Source organism: Gottfriedia acidiceleris (genome assembly GCF_002128425.1).
Classification (GTDB): Bacteria; Bacillota; Bacilli; order Bacillales; family Bacillaceae_G; genus Gottfriedia; species Gottfriedia acidiceleris.
In genome coordinates, this window is the sequence record NZ_NESS01000014.1 from 14,650 (window position 1) to 37,988 (window position 23,339).

The following is a 23,339-nucleotide window of genomic DNA, read 5'->3' on the forward strand; positions in this document are numbered from 1 at the left end:
TTATAAAAAGAAAAAAGATATGGAAGAGAAGGGAGAAATATATTTTGAGTAAAAGTGCAAATACAGTTATTCAAAAAGAAGGTAATCGTAAACTATTGCTAATAGGACTGATTATAGCAATGTTCTTCTCAGCATTAGATGGTACTATTGTTGGTACTGCAATGCCTAAAATTGTTGGGGATCTTGGCGGCTTAAGTATGATGACTTGGCTTACAACAGCATACTTATTAACTTCAACTACTGTTGTTCCAATCGCCGGTAAATTAGCTGACCTTTTAGGTCGTAGAAGTGTATATATTGCTGGTTTAGTTATATTTATGGCAGCATCTGCATTATGTGGTATCGCTCATAATATGACAGAATTAATTATCTATCGTGGTATTCAAGGTATCGGTGGCGGTGTCATGATGCCGATGGCTATGATTGTAATTGGGGATATGTTTACTGGTAAAGAACGTGCGAAATTCCAAGGGGTTTTCGGTGGTATTTACGGTTTAGCTTCAGTAATCGGACCACAAATTGGTGGATGGATTGTTGACTCATTAAACTGGAAATGGGTATTCTACATTAACCTTCCTGTAGGTATTATCGCAACTATTTTTATCGCATTAGGTTTAAAAGGAAGAAAAAATACTGGACCAATTAATTTCGATATCGCTGGTATGGTTACTATGATTGTTGGTGTAGTAAGCTTACTCCTTGCTTTAAGTTTAGGTGGAGTTGAATATGATTGGAATTCTTGGCAAATCATTGGTTTATTTGCTTTAGCAGTGGTGGGAATCGTTAGCTTCGTAATCGTTGAAAATAAAGCTGAAGAGCCAATTCTACCAATGCATTTATTCAAAAATAGAACTTTCGTTACATTAAATTTAATTGGGTTCTTTATGACAATTGCGATGTTTGGCGCAATTATGTTTGTACCGTTCTTCATGCAAGGTATTGTTGGTGTAAGTGCAACAGAATCTGGTACAATCATGACTCCAATGATGATTACAATGATCATTGCAAGTATTATCGGTGGTCAGCTTGTGTTCAAAGTAGGTATTAAACCTCAAATTATTACAGGGATGTTCGTAATCGCATTAGGCTTATTCTTCTTAACAACTTTAGATATGGATTCAAGTAAAACAATTGCAACGATCTATATGGGAGTAATGGGGCTTGGTATTGGTTTAGTAATGCCGACAATTACATTAGCTCTTCAAGAAGTATTTGATAAGAAAGAATTAGGGATTGTTACATCTTCTAGCCAATTCTTCCGTTCAATCGGAGGTACATTTGGTGCAACTGTTTTAGGTGCGGTAATGAATGGTAAATCAGGAACACTTCTAAATCATGATTTAGTTCCATTCTTAAATAAATTACCAGCACAAGCTGCACCATTAGTAGACAAATTTAAAGACATGATTAATACAACTCCTCAATCTGTATTTACAATGTTATTTAATGAAGATGCTAAGAAGTTAATTCCTAAACCGATTTTAGAAGGAATGTTACCAATCATTAAAACATCTTTAATGGATTCTTTACACCAAGTATTCTTTGTTGGATTAGGATTCATTCTTGTAGGTGCTGTTGTAACATTATTCCTAAAGCCAATTAAATTAACAAATAGAAAAGCTGGGGATAATGAAGGAAAAGAGCAAGAACAAGTGGAAGTAGAAACTGCTACTTCATAATTTCTCAAGCCAAAATAAAAGAACCATCTAGATTTTATCTGGATGGTCTTATTTTTTATATTAAAGACAAAAAAACCCCTTTTAGTAAAGGGGAAATCATTTCATATTAAATTGCCATAGATACTTTTTCTTTTTTCTTTTTCATTTTGCGTTTATTACTAAACAAAATCCAAGATAAAGCTAATCCTGTTCCTGTAAGTATAAATAGACCGATCCCACTAATTAAACCAATTATGCCGGTATGTAAGCTTTTCACTGAAAATGCAGACTGCTCAGGTCTTTTTTCTAAATTTTGAAATGGAGTTTGAGTATTATCTCCACTTTGTCCATTTTGAAGGGTTGTGTTTTGATCGCTGTTTTGATTTTGTTGGTTTCCATTAAATTGTCCACCTGATGGAAACTGACCTTGCATTGAAAATCTTCCTCTTTCTTCGCCACCTTTATTAAAATACAGGATAATTCCTGTAGCTGATTCGATTAGTAGGAAAACCGAAACAATAACACCAATCCAAAAATGAATGACTCTTACTTTTTTCATCTTTACATCTCCTTTTCTTCTTTTAGTGAAATTAAAGTTACAATAGAAAGCTTAATTTTTACTTAATAACATTAAAGTATTTTCAGTTTTTAAATGTGGGGATTATAATATTAAGTGTACAATTGCACGAAAGAGGTGAGAGGGAATGGACAATCACTTAAAAGAAAAATTAGCGCTTTTACCGGATCAGCCTGGTTGCTATTTAATGAAAGATATTCAAGGGACTATTATTTACGTGGGAAAAGCTAAAGTGTTAAAAAACAGAGTTAGGTCTTATTTTACGGGATCCCATGATGGTAAGACATATCGATTAGTTCAAGAGATAACAGATTTTGAATATATTGTTACTTCTTCAAATATGGAAGCATTAATTCTTGAGATGAATTTAATTAAGAAATATGATCCGAAATATAACATCATGTTAAAGGATGATAAATCATACCCCTTTATTAAAATAACTGCTGAAAAACATCCGCGTCTATTGATTACGCGAAATGTAAAGAAAGATAAGGGTAAATATTTTGGACCTTTTCCTAATGCTACTGCCGCTAATGAAACAAAAAAATTATTAGATCGTTTATATCCATTACGAAAATGTTCTTCATTACCAGATAAAGTTTGTTTATATTATCATATTGGTCAGTGTCTTGCGCCTTGCGTAAAAGAAGTAACTGACGATCAAAATCAAGAAATAGTTAATGAAATTGTCCGTTTTCTAAACGGTGGGGAAGACCAAATACGAAAAGAGTTAGAAGCAAAAATGCTTGCTGCATCTGAACAATTAGATTTCGAGCGCGCGAAAGAGTATCGAGACCAAATTGTATCAATTGAAGCGACTATGGAAAAGCAGAAAATGATGAGTAGTGATTTAGTTGATCGAGATGTATTTGGTTATGCGGTTGATAAGGGATGGATGTGTGTTCAAGTATTCTTTGTTCGAAGAGGAAAATTAATTGAGCGAGATGTTTCATATTTTCCGATTTACGATGAAGCAGAGGAAGAATTCCTATCATTTATTGGGCAATTTTATGCAAAACCCCATAATATAAAACCAAAAGAAATTTTTGTACCAGATAAAGTTGATACTGAAATTTTAAAAGATTTACTAAAAATTCCTGTATTCCAACCAAAAAGAGGTCAAAAAAAGGAACTTGTTGTATTAGCAAATAAAAATGCCAAAATTGGACTTGGTGAAAAATTTAAATTAATCGAGCGAGATGAAGAAAGAACAGTTAAAGCAATAGAAAAACTAGGGGATATTTTAAATATTGAAATTCCGTATCGAATTGAAGCATTTGATAATTCAAATATTCAAGGAACAAATCCTGTTTCAGCTATGGTTGTCTTTATAGACGGAAAGCCTTCAAAAAAAGATTACCGCAAATATAAAATTAAAACTGTAGTTGGACCTGATGATTATGATTCAATGCGTGAGGTAGTACGGAGAAGATATTCAAGAGCATTAAAAGAGAATTTACCCTTACCAAACTTAATAATTGTGGATGGCGGGAAAGGACATCTAGCTGCAGTCGAAGATGTACTTCAAAATGAGTTAGGTTTATTTATCCCAACAGCGGGACTTGTAAAAGATGAAAAACACCGCACATCAGAGTTATTAATCGGACAACCTCCTCAAATTGTCCAACTAGGTAGACAAAGCCAGGAATTTTTTTTATTACAAAGGATTCAAGACGAGGTACACAGATTTGCTATAGAATTCTATCGTCAGCTTCATAGTAAATCAATGGTTCAATCTGCTTTAGATGGCATAGCAGGTGTAGGTGGTACAAGAAAGAAAGCCCTGCTTAAACATTTTGGATCAGTCAAAAAAATAAAAGAGGCATCAATTGATGAGTTAGTAGCAGCTAAAATGCCAAAAAATGTGGCAGAAGAAATTTATCAGCATTTCCATAAAGAGTGACAAACTTACAAAAGATTTATCTTGACACTATTTTCAAAATAATTTATATTTTAGTTAAAATTAAATGATTTTCTCTCGTAATAGAGGTGCAAAACTTAGGAGTATGCTGTCATAGACGTGTGGCGTTGTGATGGACAGTTGAAAGGAAGTTTTGCCGAAATAAAATGAATCCACAATTCATTTTGTTGGGACTGCATTTAAGAAATGTAGTACTGTCGCATAATAATTATGCGGGGAGCTATTGAAGAGATGTTGATGATTTGTCTATTTTATTTTATTTGTAAATTAGGCGCGTGAACATTGCTTCACGCGCTTTTTTGTATTCTTTTTTAAGTAAACAAGTGAGGATGAGAAAAATGGGAATTATTGTTCAGAAATTCGGTGGTACTTCAGTAGGCTCAATTGAACGAATTCAGCATGTTGCTGAAACAGTAACCAAATCATATAAACAAGGGAACCAAGTAGTTACAGTTGTATCTGCGATGGGCCATCATACAGACGAACTAGTTAGTTTAGCAGCTCAAATTAGTCCACAAAACAGTAAACGTGAATTAGATATGTTACTTACTACAGGGGAACAAGTTTCTATTTCCTTACTTGCAATGGCAATCCAAGCAAAAGGTTTTAAAGCTATTTCTCTAACAGGTTGGCAAGCTGGAATTCAAACTGAATCTGTCCATGGAAATGCGCGTATAGAAACAATTCATACTGAAAGAATTCAACAATTACTTGATGAAGGATATATCGTTATTGTTGCAGGTTTTCAAGGTTTAAGTGACAACAATGAAATTACGACATTAGGTCGTGGTGGTTCAGATACAACAGCAGTAGCATTAGCTGCAAGCTTAAATGCAGAACGCTGTGATATATATACGGACGTATTAGGAGTTTATACTACGGATCCAAGAGTTGAACCAAGTGCATCTAAATTAAGCCATGTCTCTTATGATGAAATGTTAGAGCTTGCAGCTTTAGGAGCAGCAGTTTTGCATCCAAGAGCAGTCGAATTCGCAAAAAATTATAATTTAGTTATTCAAGTTCGCTCAAGTCAACATGATGAAATCGGTACATTTATTGGGGAGGAAAAACAAATGGAACAACAATCAGTCGTAAGAGGAATCGCATTCGAATCTAATGTAACAAGGATGACTTTAAATGGTTTAAATAACCATGTAGATTTATTACCTAAGATCTTTACTTTACTAGCAAGTGAAGGTATTGATGTTGATATTATTATCCAAAGCGTAACATCAGATAACTTAGTAAATCTGTCATTCTCAATCAAATCTGAAAATATGATGGAAGCAATTACAGTTCTAGAATCAAAGAAAGAATATTTAGGTTACCGTTCATTTGATTTTGAAAGTGAACTTGCTAAAGTTTCAATTGTAGGTAGCGGAATGGTTTCTAATCCAGGTGTAGCTGCAAAAATGTTTAAATTTTTAGCTGAAAGTGAAATTCCTGTAAAAATGGTAAGTACTTCTGAAATTAAAGTTTCAACAGTGGTACCAAAATCAAAATTACAAGAAGCAGTTCATGCTCTTCATAAAGGATATGAATTAGATCGTATTAATGAGGAAGTAGTAGTAGAAAACTAAATATTAATAAACCCTTTTAGCATACAAATTCTTATATATAGGCTTTAATCTATTGATTTTTTCAATATTCATCACGTTCAGATTTACAAAGCCGTATAGTATAGAGATGGAGCATAAAAGGGTTTTTTTATTCGTTAAGAGAATAAGTTATATAAATATTCTGTAAATTTAATATGAGTAAGGCGAACGGCTAAATGGTAAATAAAAGAAGGAGGTATTAATAATGAGGCATAGTTTACTTTCGTACGGATATGGAGAAATTGTGCTACAGTTCGTTCTATTATTACTCGCCATTTTGTTTTTTGTTTTTATTTGTTTATTCTTATTAAATTCTGTAATTAAAGGAGTTAAAAGAAATAAGAATTTTGAAGGAATTAGAAGGCAGGATCAAAGTAAGGATAGGAAAGAGAAGGGGTAAGGAATTATTTGTAAAAACTCAGTTAATAAAATTATGTATCTGTATTTGAACTCATATATAAATATATTAATGAAAATCATTAAATGAAAAACCACAAGGACCTATATTCCTTGTGGTTATTTTCAATTTATCTTTTTGTAATTGGATCCTTTAAATCCCATTTGACTAGGAACTTTACTTTATCGCCTCTTTTACTTTGCTCTTCATACGTTTCAGCTATAACATCGATTTGCTGTTGAATTTGCATTGCTAGAAATCCAGCTTCTAATTGGTAAGATACGTTCTTTTTTTGTTGATTTCTGTATGTAATTAATTCAGAAGATAATGTTAAATGAACTTCCTGCTTCTTTTCTTCTTCAACAGTAAGATTACCCCAACCAGCTTGATCAAAAAATTCTATAATTTCTTCAAAGGTTGCTAAAGGATATTTTCTGGCAATCATTTTACCCGCCCAATATAAAATATCATTTTGTTCTTTTCCTAATAAATCATTCAATAAATCATTACGTATTAGCTCATAGCCAAAACCAGATATATTTCCCGGAATATTTAAATTTTCAATGCCGTTCGTCATGGTCGGATAACTCTCCCTTTCCTAAAAAACATGTTTTTATTATATACAATATTTAATAGTAAAAACAATAATTCGACACTTGTAGATTACAAGAGCTACCAATCTAAATGAGAAGTTTTTTCAGTAAAGAAAAATGTACGCGTTTTCTTGACCTCCTATATTATCAGGAGTAAAATGGGTTGTAGATAAATGTCATAAAAATTTCGACTTTTTATGCGTATTACTTATTTATTCTATTTTTTTAGAATAATAGAAGGATTACATTTTCATGTGCACAAACTAAAGGGGGCAGGGGTTTACATGAGCAACAAGAATGGAAGGGAGTTTTTCTTTAGAAAACTTCATTCATTGCTAGGAGTTATTCCGGTTGGAATCTTTTTAACACAGCACTTAGTTGTCAATCATTTTGCGACAAATGGAGCGACATCGTTCAACAAAGCTGCTGAATTTATGGCGAATTTACCATTCCGCTATTTTTTAGAGGTTTTTGTCATTTTCTTACCAATTTTATACCATGCAATTTACGGACTATACATTGCGTTCACAGGAACAAGCAATGTTAAAAATTATGGATACTTACGTAACTGGTTATATTTATTCCAACGTATTTCTGGCGTAATTACGTTAATTTTTATTACTTGGCACGTATGGCAGACACGTATTGCTGCTCAATTGGGAGCAACTGTTGATTATAATATGATGGCTGATATTTTCCAATCGAAATTTATGTTAGTTTTCTATATAGTAGGTGTTATTTCAACAATTTTCCACTTTGCTAATGGATTATGGTCATTCTTCGTATCATGGGGAATTACTGTAACACCTAGATCACAACGTATTTCAACATATGTTACATTAGGTGTTTTCGTTGTATTATCATTCGTTGGATTAACTGCTATCTTTGCATTCATTGATCCAACACTAGCGTACAAGTAAGGAGAGAGAATCATGAGTGGGAAAATAATTATCGTTGGTGGCGGATTAGCTGGTCTTATGGCAACTATTAAAGCCGCTGAAGCTGGCACAAAAGTAGATTTATTTTCATTAGTTCCCGTAAAACGATCACATTCAGTATGTGCTCAAGGTGGAATTAATGGTGCGGTTAATACAAAAGGTGAAGGTGACTCTCCTTGGGAGCACTTTGATGATACGATTTATGGTGGAGATTTCTTAGCAAACCAACCACCAGTAAAGGCAATGGCAGAAGCAGCACCTGGCATCATTCATATGATGGACCGAATGGGTGTAATGTTCAACCGTACGCCTGAAGGACTATTAGACTTCCGTCGTTTCGGTGGTACGCAACATCACCGTACAGCATTTGCTGGTGCTACGACTGGACAACAATTATTATATGCATTAGATGAGCAAGTTCGTCGTTACGAATCTGAAGGTCTTGTTCAAAAATATGAAGGCTGGGAATTTTTAAGAGTTGTTGTTGATGATGAAGGGGTATGTCGTGGTATTGTTGGACAAAACTTAACATCAATGGAAATCGTAAGCTTCCCTGCGGATGCAGTAATTATGGCATCTGGTGGCCCTGGAATTATCTTTGGTAAAACTACAAATTCAATTATCAACACTGGTTCAGCTGCTGCAGCTGTATATCGTCAAGGTGCTGTTTATTCAAATGGTGAATTTATTCAAATCCATCCAACTGCAATTCCTGGAGATGATAAAAACCGTTTAATGAGTGAAAGTGCTCGTGGTGAAGGTGGACGAGTTTGGACGTATAAAGATGGTAAACCATGGTATTTCTTAGAAGAGAAATATCCTGCTTATGGAAACCTTGTACCAAGGGACATTGCTACACGTGAGATTTTCTCTGTATGTGTTGACCATAAACTTGGTATCAATGGTGAAAACATGGTTTATTTAGATCTTTCACATAAAGATCCACATGAACTTGATGTGAAACTTGGTGGAATCATCGAGATTTATGAAAAATTCACAGGTGATGATCCGAAAAAAGTTCCAATGAAGATTTTTCCTGCAGTTCACTACTCAATGGGTGGATTATGGGTTGATTATGACCAAATGACTACAATTCCTGGTTTATTTGCAGCTGGTGAGTGTGATTACTCAATGCACGGAGCTAACCGTTTAGGAGCTAACTCATTACTTTCTGCTATTTATGGTGGAATGGTTGCTGGACCAAATGCAGTAAGATACGTAAATGGTTTAGCTAAATCTTCAGATGATGTTTCAACTACAGTATTTGAATCAAATGCTAATGAAGAAAAAGAAAAAATGAATCGCATCTATAAAATGGACGGTAAAGAAAATGCATACCTTCTTCATAAAGAGCTTGGAGAGTGGATGACAGACAACGTTACTGTAGTACGATTCAATGATCGCTTATTAAAAACTGATGAAAAAATTCAAGAACTTTATGAGCGCTATCAAAACATTAATATTAATGATACAGCTAAATGGAGTAACCAAGGTGCTTCATTTACTCGTCAACTTGAAAACATGCTTCACTTATCGCGTGTTATCACATTAGGTGCATATAACCGTAATGAAAGCCGTGGAGCTCACTATAAACCTGAATTCCCAGACCGTAATGATGAGGAATTCTTAAAAACTACAATGGCTAAATTTGATGAAACATCAAATTCACCATTATTCTATTATGAAGATGTTGATACTTCATTAATTCAACCAAGAAAACGAGATTATTCTAAGAAGAAGGAGGACAAAGCAAATGCATAATGGAACAATGACTGCTGAAAAGACAATTACCGTAATTGTTAAACGTCAAGATTCACCAAATACTGCGCCATATGAAGAAACATTTACTGTCCCTTATCGTCCGAATATGAACGTAATCTCGGCGTTAATGGAAATTCGTAAAAATCCAGTTAATTCAAATGGAAAAGAAACGACTGCAATTTCTTGGGACATGAACTGTCTTGAAGAAGTTTGTGGAGCATGTTCTATGGTTATCAACGGTAAACCAAGACAATCATGTTCTGCGCTTATCGATAAATTGGAACAACCAATTCGTCTTGAGCCAATGAGCACATTCCCTGTAGTACGTGACTTACAAGTTGATCGTAGCCGTATGTTCGATTCTTTAAAACGCGTTAAAGCATGGATTCCAATTGATGGAACGCATGACTTAGGTCCTGGACCAAGAATGCCTGAAAGAAAACGTCAATGGGCTTATGAATTATCAAAATGTATGACTTGTGGTGTATGTTTAGAAGCTTGTCCAAACGTTAATAGTAAATCGAACTTTATTGGGCCTGCACCGCTTTCACAAGTACGTTTATTTAATGCTCATCCAACTGGAGAAATGAATAAGGAAGAACGTCTACATGCAATTATGGGAGACGGTGGATTATCAAACTGTGGTAACTCACAAAACTGTGTACAATCTTGTCCAAAAGGTATTCCTTTAACAACTTCTATTGCAGCGTTAAACCGTGCAACTACAATCCAATCTTTCAAAGACTTCTTTGGAAGCGACGAAATTTAATAGACATAAAAGCATGTTCTTTAGGGACATGCTTTTATTTTTTTTTTTTTTTTTTGACAAATTTCTATAAACTTTAAATAAATATCTTCTAATAAACTCCACTCTTAAATCATATCAATAGTAAAGGCAGCAAAGGGAGGTATCATACCCCATTCATTGCTTTCGAACGGAGGTTGACTTGAATGCAACAGTTTGAAGTGACATTTGAGACGAAATGCTATGAAAAAGATTGGGAAATTCTTTTAAAGACAGATCGGATAGAGAAAATGATTGAGTTTAATCTCTATCGATTTAAAGAAAAAATTTTATATATTAATAACGTACAAAATGTAAGGGAAGTCAGTCGTCATGCAGACAAACTTGTCGCAAGAGATGTTTTATCTTCATATGTAATAGTTGATGATTATTCAAATGAAGCTCTTAATTATTTTGAGGTTAATAAAGATAGCTTCAAAGGTGGTTATTACTATTCAATCTCAGAACTTGTTAGTATTTATCTTTGTAATACAGAGTATTTACTACACTTTTCAAGTGATTCTATTTTAGAAAAGCCTTTTAATTGGATTGATTTATCAATACTTAAACTTCAAGATGATGAAAAAATCAAAGTAGCAAATCCAGTATGGAATGGAAATGTATTTGAAGCAAAACAAGAGTCGATGGATGAAGATGAAAACTTTTATATCGGATATGGTTTTTCTGATCAATGCTACTTAATTAAGACAAATGATTTTAAAAATAAGATATATAATGAAAAAAATCCTATATCAGAAAGATACCCAATATATGGGGGAGAGCTTTTTGAAAAACGTGTAGATGCTTGGATGCGTAATAACAATCTTAAAAGAATCACATTCAAACATGGGAATTATATTCATCAAAATTATTGAAATTGAATTTTGTAATATAATGACTTAATAGGGTTAAGGTAAGAAAGGGAGAGCAGTAGATAGAAATATTAAACAAATCTCTTATAACGCCTTTACTATTCCACATCCCTTATTTCCTTCATCCTGCCACCCTTAAAAACTGAATGAATATTCATTCTTCTAAGGAATTAATGATATAATATTAGATAGTAAGGGGGCAAATTCGATGGGGAAAATGAATTATGTAGCAAATTTACAGGAATGGCAATCTGAGTTTTCATTTAAGATTACAATTAAAGTTCGATTTAGTGAAACAGATATGTTTGGACATATGAATAATACAGTTCCTTTCGTTTATTTTGAAGAAGCACGTATTGAGTATTTAAAATATTTAGGGCTTATGCAAGAATGGACGGCAAATCATAGTGAATTAATTCCAGTTGTCGCTGATTTACAATGCGATTTCCTACGACAAGTATTTTTTAATGAAATAATTGATGTGTACGTAAAAATTGCAAAAATAGGAAATTCATCAATCGATTTACACTATATGGGAATTAATGCTAATAGTGAAATTTGCTTTACTGGGCGAAATTCTTTAGTAAATATAAATCGTCATACAGGGCGTAGTGAGCAATGGAAATATGAATGGAAAGAAAAATTACTAAATGAAATTAAGAATACTGTAGTAAGTGTTTAAAACAAGTAATATTGTCACATACTGAATAAAGATTGAATAGAATGATAAAACAATTAAATTAATCTTAAGATGAGTACTTGAAGAATTGAATGACATTCTATATAATACTTTTATAAGAATAAGGAAAAGCAAAGATCAAGGACACGAGCGTTCAAGACGATAGTAAGAGAGGAATTCATTTGGTGCGAGAATTCTCTATACGTTGAATGACTTACCACCTTGTAGCTATAGTGGGGAACGTATTTTTTTTTACAAGTAACTACTATCGGTGTAGACCGTTAAAACGTTGAGATTTTGTATACTTATTTTTGTGTACAGTAAATTAGGGTGGAACCACGAGCACATTCGTCCCTACGAGTGTGCTCTTTTTTTATTGTCAAAATTAATTTGAAAAAGGAGTGAACTTAAATGATTTCAATTAAATTACCAGATGGATCAATTCGCGAGGTGGAACAAAATACAACAGTTGAAGATTTCGCGGGTTCAATCTCCATTAGCTTAAAGAAAAAAGCGCTTGGTGGAAAAATTAATGGAAAATTAGTTGATTTAAATACACCTATTACTGAAGATTGTGAAGTTCAAATAATTACTCAAGATGATCAAGACGGCTTAGAAATGATGCGTCATAGTTCAGCGCATATTTTAGCTCAAGCAGTAAAACGCTTATATAAAGGTGAAAAAGCTGCATTTGGTGTTGGACCAGTAACAGCAGATGGATTCTATTATGATATAGATCTTCCAGTTTCAATTAAAGTAGAAGACCTACCGAAAATTGAAAAAGAAATGGAAAAAATTATTAAAGAAAATTTACCGATTACTCGTTCAGAGGTTAGTCGTGAAGAGGCAATTAAATTTTTCACTGAGTTAGACGATGAGTTTAAATTAGAATTAATTCGTGATTTACCAGAAGATGCAGTTATTTCAATGTATACTCAAGGTGAATTTGTAGACCTTTGCCGTGGACCGCATGTTCCTACAACTGGCCGTGTAAAAGCGATTAAATTATTATCAGTTGCTGGTGCATATTGGAGAGGCGATGCTAATAATAAAATGCTTCAACGAGTTTATGGTACTGCTTTCCCAAGCAAGAAAGAATTAGAAGAGCATTTATACTTATTAGAAGAAGCTAAAAAACGTGATCACCGTAAATTAGGTAAAGAGCTTGAATTATTCATGTTCTCAGAAGAAGCACCTGGTATGCCATTCTTCTTACCAAAAGGTACAATTATCCGTAATGAATTAGAACAATATGAGCGCGGATTACAAACTTCAAAAGATTATAAAGAAGTTCGTACACCGTTTATTATGAACCAAAGGTTATGGGAGCAATCAGGTCACTGGCATCACTATCATGAAAATATGTACTTTACTGAGGTTGATGAAACAAAATTTGCATTGAAACCGATGAACTGTCCTGGTCATATGTTAGTTTATAAAAATAAATTACATTCATATCGTGATCTACCAGTTCGTATGTGTGAAAATGGTCAAGTTCACCGTCATGAATATTCTGGTGCTTTAAACGGTATGATGCGTGTTCGGACTTTTACTCAAGATGATGCACATATCTTCTGTCGTCCAGACCAAATTGAAGGCGAAATTATTGAAGTAATTAACTTAATTAAAGAAATATACGGCGTATTCGGATTCACTTACAAAGTAGAATTATCAACTCGTCCAGAAGATTCAATGGGATCAGAAGAGTTATGGAACTCAGCAGAGCAAGCTTTAGAGAATGTTCTAAAATCTGAGAACTTAGACTTTAAATTAAACCCTGGCGATGGTGCATTCTATGGTCCGAAAATCGATTTCCATATTCAAGATGCATTAAAACGTAGTTGGCAATGTGCTACAATTCAATTAGATTTCCAAATGCCAGAGAAATTTGATTTAACTTATGTTAATGAGGATAACCAAAAAGAACGTCCAGTTGTTATCCACCGTGCAATTTATGGTTCAATTGACCGTTTCTTAGGAATCTTAACTGAACATTTTGCTGGAGCATTCCCATTATGGTTAGCACCAGTTCAAGTAGCAGTTTTACCAATTTCAAGTGTTCACAATGATTATGCACAAAAACTTGCTGATCAATTAAAAGCTGCAGGAATCCGTGTTGAAGCTGATTTACGTGGTGAAAAAATTGGATATAAAATCCGTGAGGCACAACTTCAAAAATTACCTTATATGTTAGTAGTTGGTGATCAAGAGGTTGAAAATAATACTGTAGCTATTCGTAAACGTGGCGAAGGTGACATTGGTACTCAACCATTCGAGAGCTTCTTAGAAATGATCAAACAACAAAAATTAGAAAAAGTTCTATTTTAATTTTAAAGATCCTCTATTTTTATAATAGAGGATTTTTTTATTTGACCGATATAATTATAAATGACTGTTTTCCATTAGAACTGTAATCAACTTTATTTTCTGGGAAATATGACGAAATATGGAAAAACATAGTTCGTAAACATTTTTTTAATAGGATTAATCTTAAAAATATCGAACTTATATGAAGGATGTCTTTTAAGTTATTTAGTCTTAATAAAATACATAGTTATGTTAAGAGGTGATGCAGTTGGATAATCAGAATCAAGATCTTCAAAAAAAGGTAGAAAAGCTTGAAGAAGAAGTCAGAGAAATGAAGAAACAAATTGAATTTCTCTTAATTACGAAGCAAACTTCAGATGAGATAAAACAAAAAAGTGAAACTAAAGTAAATAATTCTAAACCACAAAAAACAGTTAGTAGACAGGTTAAAGTAACAGTTGAAAATGAAAAAGTTGACTATGAAGCGCTTATTTTCCAAAAGTGGTTACCTAGATTTTTTATATTTATTTTCATTCTTGGAGTAATGTGGGGATTTAAAGCAGCTTCAGATTATGGGGTATTAAACAAGTATGCAAAAGTAGGAATTGGATTTGTTATAGCCATTGCTTTACTCTGGTACGGTAATCGTCAAATGAAAGCTAAACGATCAACTCTAGGCCAAACGTTAATTGGTGGCGTTTTACCAGTTTTATTTTTAACTACATTTGCCATGCATCACTTATATCGCATGGTTGGTTCAACCATTGCATTTTCCCTTTTAATTGTTTGGGTATGTATTGGTTATTATTCAATGAATAGATACAAATCAGAGGTTATTGGATTAATTAGTATAATAGGAGCCGTTTTTGTACCATACCTAGTTAAAAGTGATTCGCCAAACTATTTATTTTTCTCAATTTATGAAACAGTGATTTACTTATGCTTTATGTTTTATGCAACATTTAGGAAATATAAATTCATTTATCTTTCGTCTGTAATATTATTGCATTTATCTTATTTAATTGTTGCTTTGATTAATTTTAATACGAATGGAATTGAATATTTCGCACTAAGTATTATCGTGCAACATATTAGTTTGCTAGTTATATTGATAAAATCTAAGTTTGTTATTAAAAAGCAAGTATTAATTCTTCACACCAGTTTTATTTTCACAATAGGTTGGATCTTTAGTGCATTTGAAGATCAGACTAGAACAATGATTTTAATCCTTTTATGTGTGGGCTATTTATTCCTGACTTTTTATTATAAAAAGAAATCTGATTTTTTCTTTGGATTCTCGACTAATTTTATATTAGCCTTTTCATTCCTATGTTTGGACAGTGTTTCAGAAAACTTACTATGTACTGTATTAATCATTCAAGCAGTATCCACTTATTTATTTTATTTAAGATATCGAGATTTACTAAAATTAATTATAGCGGCCCTTACATTCATTCCTGTAGGAATATCGATTTTATCAGTTGGAATAGGTTCTTTTTGGTCTTTTGAAACGATGAATTGGTTTATATTAATTGTAGCCCTTATTGCGATTGCAATTTTGGCTTATAAAAATGAAGAAGAAAAGCAATTTATTTTATTAAGCAGTTCATTATTAATTACAGTTATATTGATTGCTTTTATAACACAAATTGTTCAAATAATTGCGGTAGATCAGTCAGACAATATGATTCGCTTATTAATTAATTTAAGTTGGATCTTGCTTTCAATTTTAGCAATGATTCTTGGTAATATTAAAAAGTTTAAAGTGTGGACATATACTGGGATAGGGTTATTATTACTGACACTAGGAAAACTTGTATTAATAGATTTACCGAATATTACATTGATGGTTAGAGCCGGTTTATTTATACTGCTTGGCTTGATTGGATTAGTAATTTCTAGAATATTTTTTAAAGGAAGCAGCAGTCAAAAAAATAAATAAAATTTAGTATACAGGAGTTTGTTAATGCTAATCACTGAAACTAAAAACTTAATATTAATGACTTTTACAGCAGAAGCGATGGTTTCTGTTTTAAGTGGAAGTAAAGAGTTAGAATTTGAAAATCAGTTTTATAGATTCGCTAATGGGTGGCCAATTTTCGTATATAAAAATCTTTTCCCTTATAAAATCTCTCGTTTTCAAACGCATCCATCTGAAGAAAAATATGAAGGGATTATTATTCATAAAAAGGATCGATTAATTATTGGGGACATGGGATTTAAAGGTGGTCCTGATGAAAATGGCATTATGGAAATAGGATATAGTATTGCACCTAGTTATCAAGGTAAAGGATATGCAACTGAAATGGGTAGGGCTTTTTGTAATTGGGGATTGCAGAAAGAAAATGTTACAAGAATTACTGCAATTTGTTCCATTTATAATCATGCCTCTATTAGAGTGTTAGAGAAAATTGGAATGGTAAAAGAAAAAGAAGAAATTGAAAAATATTATTGGACGTTAACTAAAAAATAAAATAGTGATTTTATTTAATAGAATAATCAATTTTTATAGAAGAAGGTGGGCTTATTCTTACAACAAGAAATGCATCTATCATCTTTATGGTCATAACTAAACGTGAATTTGGTCGATTCTTTTTATACGATCTTATGATCAGCAGCTTAGTATATGGCTCACTAAAAAAATATTACTCAAGTGATCTAATCGCAATTTTTGGTAGTTTTACAATACCGACAATTTTAAAAAACGTGGCCATGTTATTAGAAGGAAATAAAAAGGATGCTCATAATTGAGCATCCATTTCATTGTGATGTAATATATTGTAGTCAATATTGAAAAATACAACCTTACCTGATTTTCGATGAAAAAATAGTATTTACTATTGATCTATCTGTTTTCTTTTTGATAAATAAGTGATTTATGCTGATTTATAACTTGCAAAAATTGAACATGATTAATGTCATTATTATTAAAATACTTTTTTGAGGATCAATATTTGTAAAGATGTGTAAGTCGTCGATTATATATCACTTACAATTAGATTAATAAAGGGCCATTCATTAGTTTAATAGAATATTCTATTGTCTTTAAAATTATTCTTTTTTATTAAGAAGTTGATTGGAACGAAAGGGTGCCAGGCTCCTATGGGATTAGCGGAAAGGCTAAAGACCCCACAGGCAAGGCCGAGGAGGCTAAAGAATCCCGCCCCATGGAAAGCGAGCACACTGAAGTGGAAATCAATATCACACAACTTACTTATCAGTGTTTTTTCAACAGCATGAAAAGGATGCTCATAATTGAGCATCCTTTTGAAATATTAGCCTTGATATACAGGACTTTTTGGTTCAGTATCTAAACTCATTGCTGGACCGAAGAATTCATAATGAATTTGTGTATCTTTAATTCCTAACTCTTTTAAGTTTGTTATAATCGCTTTTAAAAACGGTACTGGACCACAAACGTAATAATCTGCATTGTCTGATTTAATATTGTTATTTAACCATTCTACATCAATATATCCTTGCCTTTTAAAGTTGTTATTTTGAAGATCTTCCTCTGAAGGATTCTCGTATACAAATGATAAATTGTAATTTGTTAATTGCTCTTTTAATTGGTTTAGTTCATTTTCAAACGCTTGTAATTTACCGTTTCTTGAAGCACTTATGAAGTTGACTTTACGGTCTGGTTGATTGCTTGCAATTGACTTAGCCATACTGATTAACGGTGTAATTCCAACACCACCACTTAAGAAAACAACATCTGAATCAACTTCAGTATTTAAAGTAAATTCACCTGCAGGAGCGGTAATTTCCAATGTATCACCAATATTTACTTGATTGTGCAGGTAGTTTGAAAATTTACCTAGAGGTTGATTTTCTTCAGCTTCTCTTTTTACTGAAATTCTAAAGTGATTTTTACCAGGTGCGTCAGATAAACTATATTGTCTGTTTGATAAATATTCTTCACCAGGAATTTGTGAACGAACAGTAATATATTGACCTGGTAGGAAAGTAGGGACTGAAGAACCATCTTTAGGAACTAGGTAGAATGATGTTATTACATCGCTTTCTTTAATTTTTTCAATGACTTTAAACTCTTTAAATTCAGACCATCCGCCTTCTTGGGAAGAAGCTTCCTCATACATTTCTTTTTCAATATCGATAAATACTTGAGCAATAACTCCATATGCTTCCGCCCAAGCGCCTAGTATTTCATCAGTCGCAGCATCACCAAGAACTTCTTTAATTGCGCCTAGTAAATGTTGCCCTACGATTGGATAGTGCTCTGCTTTAACTTGAAGACTGCGGTGCTTTTGCGCAATTTGTTTTACAACAGGAATAATTGTTGCTAGTTTATCAATGTTCTGTGCTGCGGCTAAAACAGTATTTGCAAGAGCCATTTGTTGTCTACCTTTTTGTTGATTTGTATGATTAAATACATTTAATAATTCAGGATGATTAGTAAATAAATTTTTATAGAATACTGAAGTGATCTCAGTACCCTTTACTTCTAAGACTGGAACTGTTGACTTAATAATATCAATTGTTTTTTGAGATAGCATGAAAAATCCCCCTAATCATGTTTTAAAGTAGTATTATAAATACATCTTTATATTAGACCTGGAATTCATTTAAAGCAATATACAAAATACTTCTTTTGTGGATTTTTTCGTAAAAATACATAAAAGTTTAAAAAATGTTCACAATTATGCTATGATTAATCTTAAATAAAACAGTGAGGACAAGTTATGCGTTTAACAAATTATTCGGATTACTCTCTTCGTGTACTAATATTTCTATCCTCTGAGCCACGTGAAAAATTAGTTAATATTAAGGACATCGCGGAAGCTTATGGTATTTCTAAAAATCACTTAATGAAAATCATTTATAATTTAGGGAAGATGGGCTATATCGAAACGGTTCGTGGCAGAAATGGTGGAATCCGTTTAGCTAAATTGCCATCAGAAATAAATATTGGTGAAATAATTCGTAAAACTGAAGAAGACTTTAATATTGTAGAATGTTTTGAACACGGCAATACTTGTGTGATTACACCTGTTTGCTCTTTAAAACATGTATTTAATAAAGCGTTAGATCAATTTTTACAAGTATTAGATCAATATACATTAGATGATATTGTAAAGAACAATGCCATGCTTAAAGATTACCTTTCCATTAATACAAAGGAATAATATGACATTGAAGAGCGCTCTCAATTAAAAAAACACAAAAACCAACAAAGGCTGACTTTGTTGGTTTTCTTAATTTATTAAAGTCTACAGACTTTTATAGTTTAATATATTTTACGTTTTCCATCGGTTCTTGAAATAAAGATGAAGCTATTTTACTAAAAATTGTTGGATCTCCAGTTGTAAAAAATTCATGTGAAGTAATTTCAGAGTTAGATAACATATTTTGTTGGTCTAGTATTGCACTTACTTCTAAAGCTGTTTCATCACCAGAGCTGATAAGTTGAATCGATGGACCCATCACTCTTTGGATAATTGGTGTCAATAATGGATAATGAGTACAACCAAGTATTAAAGTATCAATATTTGAATCAATAAGTGGTGTAAGAGTGTGTTTAACAATCTCAAATATTTCAGGTTTATTGTAGTCCCCATTTTCAACAATTCCAGCAAATTCTGGACATGCTAAACCTTCAACTATAACTTTGTCATTAATCCGCTTTAGTGCAGAATGATATGCTTTACTAGTAATAGTAGCATTCGTTCCTATGACACCGATTTGATCATTTTGTGTTAATTTTATTGCTGCTCTGGCACCTGGGTGGACAACACCAATGACTGGAATTTGAAGTTTTTCTCGCATTTCAGTTAAAACTACTGATGTTGCTGTATTACAGGCAATGACTAACATTTTTATATCTTTCTCCATTAAAAAATTAGTCATTTCCCAAGTGAATTCTCTGATTTCCATATATGGTCGTGATCCGTAGGGACATCTTGCAGTATCTCCTAAGTATAAAATATCCTCTTTAGGTAATTGTCTTATAATTTGTTTGGCAACTGTTAAGCCCCCAACACCTGAGTCAATGACTCCGATTGGTTTATTCAATAAATCCCCTCATTTTACTCTTAATTTGATGATGTAGTATATTCTTTATTCATTTAAGATTTTACTATAAGAAAAGATATTTTTGTTTATCAATATCTTTTTAAAAATGTTAAAATTTCATAGTTTTATTGCGCCTATTAACAGAGTATTAAAACAATTAAACACAGGTTAAATATAATTCGTAAATTCAATCATTATCTGTTATATTAATGATGAAAAGTTTATATGAGAAAAAATGTGGAGGAGCCAGTGTTGCTGGCTGAGATAGCGTCCTTAAGACGTTGACTCTTAGAACCTGATCTGGGTGATGCCAGCGTAGGGAACAGTATCTCTTTTTAGATATGTTTTTTACAGCGCATTTACGTCCGGGTTAGTATCCGGACGTTTTCTTTTTGTATAAACAAAAAACAAAAGGAGATATAGATAATGAAAAGATTAGTAGTTTTTTTAGTGGCTATTTGTTTAATGTTAACCGGATGTGGTCAAAACAAAACAGCCAATACTAAAAAGGAAAAGAAATTAAAAAAGGTGACTGTCGTACTAGACTGGACGCCAAATACAAATCATACGGGGCTTTTTGTTGCTAAAGAAAAAGGTTACTTTAAGGAACAAGGACTTGATGTAGATATAATCAGCCCGGGAGAAACAGGGGCAGATCAATTGGTGGCATCTGGTAAAGCCGATTTTGGAGTTTCTTATCAAGAGTCAATTACACAAGCAAGAGTTCAAAATGTACCGATTGTTTCAATTGCAGCAATTATTCAACATAATACTTCTGGGTTTGCGTCGCCAGTGAAAAAAGAAATTAAGTCTCCAAAAGACTTCGTTGGTAAAACATATGGTGGTTGGGGTTCACCAGTTGAAAAAGCAATTTTAAAATCACTTATGTCAGAAGAAAATGCTAATGTTAATAAGTTAAATATCGTAAATATGGGTGATGCTGATTTCTTTACAGCGGTAAAAAGAGATATCGATTTTGCTTGGATTTATCAAGGATGGACAGGTATTGAAGCAGAACTTCGTGGAGAAAAATTAAACATGATTTATTTAACTGATTATAGTAAAAAGCTAGATTACTATACTCCAGTTTTAGCTACGAACGAAAAAATGATTAGTAAAAATCCTAAAGTTGTAAAAGCGTTTGTGGCTGCAGCATCAAAAGGATATAATTTTGCAATTGATAACCCAAAAGAAGCTGCATCGATTTTACTAAAAGATAATCCGGATTTAGATAAAAAATTAGTAGAAAAAAGCCAAGAATGGTTAGCCTCTAAATATAAAGATGATGCAGACCGTTGGGGTGAGCAAAAGTTATCAGTATGGAAAAATTATGCTGACTTTTTAGCTGAAAATAAATTGTTAGAAGGAAATTTTAAACCAAAAGAAGCATTTACAAATGATTTCTTACCAGCGAAATAAGGGGGAGTAAAAATGCAAACTACTTTAATGAGTGTACAAATTATACCAAAAACAAAAAATATTGAAGATGTTATCCCAGCAGTTGATGAAGCAATTAAAATTATTGATGAATCAGGTGTAAAATATCAAGTTCAACCATTGGAAACAACTATGGAAGGTGACTTGAATCAATTGTTAATGGTTGTTCAAAAAATGAATGAAAGAATGATTGAAATAGGTTGCCATAATGTTATAACTCAAATGAAAATACTTTATCAACCACAAGGTATTACAATGGATGTGTTAACGGAGAAGTATCGTTAATGAAACTAAAAAATATGAAAGGATGGCAACCTATTGTTGTCATCCTGCTTTTTTTAATCTGTTGGCAGCTAAGTATTAAAATTTGGAAAATCGAATCTTGGTTATTGCCAGGACCGATCTCAATCTTTAAAGAAGGAATGAAATCATCTGATTCACTACTTCCTCATATTTCTACTACAATTCAATTAACGATTATTGGGTTGTTAATTGGTAGTTTATTAGGATTTTTAATAGCATTTCTATTACATTTAATTCCGGGTGTTAGGGAAGCTTTTTACCCATTATTAATTCTTTCGCAAAATGTACCAATTATCGTATTAGCACCGCTTTTAATTATTTGGTTTGGATTTGGTGTATTACCTAAATTAATTATTATTTCTCTTGTTTGTTTTTTCCCTGTTACAGTATCGGCGTTGGATGGATTCCGACAAACACCAAGTGAACTAATAAATTATATGAAAATGGCAGGAGCATCCAAATCACAAATTTTTTGGAAAGTTGAGTTACCGTTTTCTCTACCTTCTATTTTTTCTGGCTTAAAGATTTCGGCAACTTATAGTGTTATGGGAGCAGTTATATCTGAATGGCTAGGAGCGAAATCAGGAATTGGAGTATATATGACTCTTGCTTCATCTTCATTTAGAACAGATCGAGTATTTGTTTCAATATTTATCATTATGTTTTTAAGTATGCTTTTCTTCTTCCTTATCGTCATAATTGAACGTTTTACTGTTAAATGGAAAGTTAAAGGGGAGAAACGGAAATGACATTACAAGTGGAACAATTATCAAAGAGTTATAGTGGTCAACAAGTATTAGATAATATATCCCTTTATGTAAACGAGGGGGAATTTGTATCGATTTTAGGTCCATCTGGTAGTGGGAAAAGTACGTTGTTTCATCTAATAGGTGGTTTACTAAAACCTGATTCTGGAGAAATAAAGTTAAATGGGTCGGTAATAAATGGAGAACTAGGTCATATTAGTTTTATGCCACAAGATAACTCATTGTTACCTTGGAGAACAGTATTAAAAAATATTGCTTTGTCACAAGAATTAAAACATAAGCCTGATGAAAAATTGGCAAGAGACTGGCTTAAAAGAACTGGATTAGAAAACTATGAGAATGCTTACCCACATGAATTATCTGGTGGTATGAAACAAAGAGTTTCATTTTTAAGGTCATTACTTGCCCCTCAGTCATTTATGTGTATGGATGAGCCTTTTTCAGCTTTAGATGAGTTTACTAGACTTGAAATGCAACAATGGCTTTTATCAATTTGGGAGAAACAACGACGTTCAATTTTATTAGTTACGCACAATATTGATGAAGCGTTATTAATGTCTGATCGAATCTATATATTTTCTGACAAACCAGCCAAAATCAAAGAAGAAATTATTGTGCCGTTTCCAAGACCACGAAAAAAAGAATTATTATTAAGTGACGAATTTACGGAATATAAAAGAAAAATCTATTTGGCTTTAGAGAAGGAGTAAT

21 protein-coding genes and 2 riboswitches are annotated in these 23,339 nt (G+C 32.6%); of the genes, 17 read left to right on the forward strand and 4 right to left on the reverse strand.

Annotation, left to right across the window (positions count from 1 at the left end):
• Window positions 1-68: 68 nt before the first annotated feature.
• On the forward strand, window positions 69-1,679 hold the full coding sequence (locus B6K90_RS19165; protein WP_268875907.1) for an MDR family MFS transporter: 1,611 nt from the start codon (window positions 69-71) through the stop codon (window positions 1,677-1,679).
• Between the two features lie 106 nt (window positions 1,680-1,785).
• Here B6K90_RS19165 and B6K90_RS19170 read toward each other — a convergent pair whose 3' ends face one another.
• A complete protein-coding gene (locus tag B6K90_RS19170) occupies window positions 1,786-2,217 on the reverse strand; it encodes a PepSY domain-containing protein (protein ID WP_088014371.1) in 432 nt (143 codons plus the stop codon).
• A 145-nt stretch (window positions 2,218-2,362) separates the two neighbouring features.
• On the opposite strand from B6K90_RS19170, the gene uvrC reads away from it, so the two are divergent.
• From uvrC to B6K90_RS19185, 3 genes are all read left to right on the forward strand, one after another.
• Window positions 2,363-4,138, forward strand: a complete 1,776-nt coding sequence (gene uvrC, locus B6K90_RS19175; RefSeq protein ID WP_088014372.1) for an excinuclease ABC subunit UvrC — start codon at window positions 2,363-2,365, stop codon at window positions 4,136-4,138.
• A 73-nt stretch (window positions 4,139-4,211) separates the two neighbouring features.
• Window positions 4,212-4,387, forward strand: a riboswitch (Lysine riboswitch).
• Between the two features lie 107 nt (window positions 4,388-4,494).
• Window positions 4,495-5,736: an aspartate kinase gene (locus B6K90_RS19180; protein WP_088014373.1), complete on the forward strand. Its 1,242-nt coding sequence runs from the start codon at window positions 4,495-4,497 to the stop codon at window positions 5,734-5,736.
• Window positions 5,737-5,959: 223 nt separating this feature from the next.
• The gene (locus B6K90_RS19185; RefSeq protein WP_088014374.1) at window positions 5,960-6,154 is read left to right on the forward strand and encodes a G protein-coupled receptor family protein; all 195 of its coding nucleotides are present in this window, start codon (window positions 5,960-5,962) and stop codon (window positions 6,152-6,154) included.
• Window positions 6,155-6,281: 127 nt separating this feature from the next.
• On the opposite strand, the gene B6K90_RS19190 is transcribed toward B6K90_RS19185, so the two are convergent.
• Window positions 6,282-6,728 (reverse strand): YslB family protein, encoded by a 447-nt coding sequence (locus B6K90_RS19190; protein WP_088014375.1) that lies wholly within the window; start codon window positions 6,726-6,728, stop codon window positions 6,282-6,284.
• Between the two features lie 300 nt (window positions 6,729-7,028).
• Here B6K90_RS19190 and B6K90_RS19195 point away from each other — a divergent pair, with 300 nt between their 5' ends.
• From B6K90_RS19195 to B6K90_RS19230, 8 genes are all read left to right on the forward strand, one after another.
• Complete coding sequence (locus B6K90_RS19195; RefSeq protein ID WP_088014376.1) at window positions 7,029-7,664, forward strand: succinate dehydrogenase cytochrome b558 subunit; 636 nt, start codon at window positions 7,029-7,031, stop codon at window positions 7,662-7,664.
• Window positions 7,665-7,673: 9 nt separating this feature from the next.
• On the forward strand, window positions 7,674-9,443 hold the full coding sequence (gene sdhA / locus B6K90_RS19200) for a succinate dehydrogenase flavoprotein subunit (protein ID WP_088014377.1): 1,770 nt from the start codon (window positions 7,674-7,676) through the stop codon (window positions 9,441-9,443).
• A gap of 7 nt (window positions 9,444-9,450) precedes the next feature.
• Complete coding sequence (gene sdhB / locus B6K90_RS19205; RefSeq protein ID WP_056473098.1) at window positions 9,451-10,212, forward strand: succinate dehydrogenase iron-sulfur subunit; 762 nt, start codon at window positions 9,451-9,453, stop codon at window positions 10,210-10,212.
• Between the two features lie 182 nt (window positions 10,213-10,394).
• A complete protein-coding gene (locus B6K90_RS19210; RefSeq protein ID WP_088014378.1) occupies window positions 10,395-11,102 on the forward strand; it encodes a hypothetical protein in 708 nt (235 codons plus the stop codon).
• A 205-nt stretch (window positions 11,103-11,307) separates the two neighbouring features.
• Window positions 11,308-11,781: an acyl-CoA thioesterase gene (locus B6K90_RS19215; protein ID WP_088014379.1), complete on the forward strand. Its 474-nt coding sequence runs from the start codon at window positions 11,308-11,310 to the stop codon at window positions 11,779-11,781.
• 408 nt (window positions 11,782-12,189) lie between these two features.
• On the forward strand, window positions 12,190-14,106 hold the full coding sequence (gene thrS, locus B6K90_RS19220) for a threonine--tRNA ligase (RefSeq protein ID WP_088014380.1): 1,917 nt from the start codon (window positions 12,190-12,192) through the stop codon (window positions 14,104-14,106).
• Between the two features lie 247 nt (window positions 14,107-14,353).
• Window positions 14,354-16,027: a DUF2339 domain-containing protein gene (locus B6K90_RS19225; RefSeq protein WP_167555434.1), complete on the forward strand. Its 1,674-nt coding sequence runs from the start codon at window positions 14,354-14,356 to the stop codon at window positions 16,025-16,027.
• Between the two features lie 24 nt (window positions 16,028-16,051).
• A complete protein-coding gene (locus B6K90_RS19230; protein WP_088014382.1) occupies window positions 16,052-16,558 on the forward strand; it encodes a GNAT family N-acetyltransferase in 507 nt (168 codons plus the stop codon).
• Between the two features lie 802 nt (window positions 16,559-17,360).
• Here the strand turns inward: B6K90_RS19230 and hmpA are convergent.
• Entirely contained in the window at window positions 17,361-18,605 is a 1,245-nt protein-coding gene (hmpA, locus tag B6K90_RS19235) for an NO-inducible flavohemoprotein (RefSeq protein WP_088014383.1), read from the reverse strand.
• Window positions 18,606-18,791: 186 nt separating this feature from the next.
• Here hmpA and B6K90_RS19240 point away from each other — a divergent pair, with 186 nt between their 5' ends.
• Window positions 18,792-19,235 carry an RrF2 family transcriptional regulator gene (locus B6K90_RS19240; protein WP_088014384.1) on the forward strand — a complete coding sequence of 148 codons (444 nt, stop codon included), beginning with the start codon at window positions 18,792-18,794 and terminating at the stop codon, window positions 19,233-19,235.
• 94 nt (window positions 19,236-19,329) lie between these two features.
• Here the strand turns inward: B6K90_RS19240 and racE are convergent, their stop codons facing one another.
• Window positions 19,330-20,121 (reverse strand): glutamate racemase, encoded by a 792-nt coding sequence (gene racE / locus B6K90_RS19245; protein WP_088014385.1) that lies wholly within the window; start codon window positions 20,119-20,121, stop codon window positions 19,330-19,332.
• A gap of 229 nt (window positions 20,122-20,350) precedes the next feature.
• A riboswitch (TPP riboswitch) is annotated at window positions 20,351-20,460 on the forward strand.
• Between the two features lie 87 nt (window positions 20,461-20,547).
• On the opposite strand from racE, the gene B6K90_RS19250 reads away from it, so the two are divergent.
• The 4 genes from B6K90_RS19250 to B6K90_RS19265 are packed head-to-tail and all read left to right on the forward strand — an operon-like array spanning window position 20,548 to window position 23,338.
• The gene (locus B6K90_RS19250; RefSeq protein ID WP_088014386.1) at window positions 20,548-21,540 is read left to right on the forward strand and encodes an ABC transporter substrate-binding protein; all 993 of its coding nucleotides are present in this window, start codon (window positions 20,548-20,550) and stop codon (window positions 21,538-21,540) included.
• 12 nt (window positions 21,541-21,552) lie between these two features.
• Window positions 21,553-21,843: a thiamine-binding protein gene (locus tag B6K90_RS19255; protein WP_088014387.1), complete on the forward strand. Its 291-nt coding sequence runs from the start codon at window positions 21,553-21,555 to the stop codon at window positions 21,841-21,843.
• Complete coding sequence (locus B6K90_RS19260; protein ID WP_088014388.1) at window positions 21,843-22,610, forward strand: ABC transporter permease; 768 nt, start codon at window positions 21,843-21,845, stop codon at window positions 22,608-22,610. Before B6K90_RS19255 ends, B6K90_RS19260 begins: the two co-directional genes overlap by 1 nt.
• Window positions 22,607-23,338 carry an ABC transporter ATP-binding protein gene (locus B6K90_RS19265; protein WP_088014389.1) on the forward strand — a complete coding sequence of 244 codons (732 nt, stop codon included), beginning with the start codon at window positions 22,607-22,609 and terminating at the stop codon, window positions 23,336-23,338. Before B6K90_RS19260 ends, B6K90_RS19265 begins: the two co-directional genes overlap by 4 nt.
• Window position 23,339 lies beyond the last annotated feature (1 nt).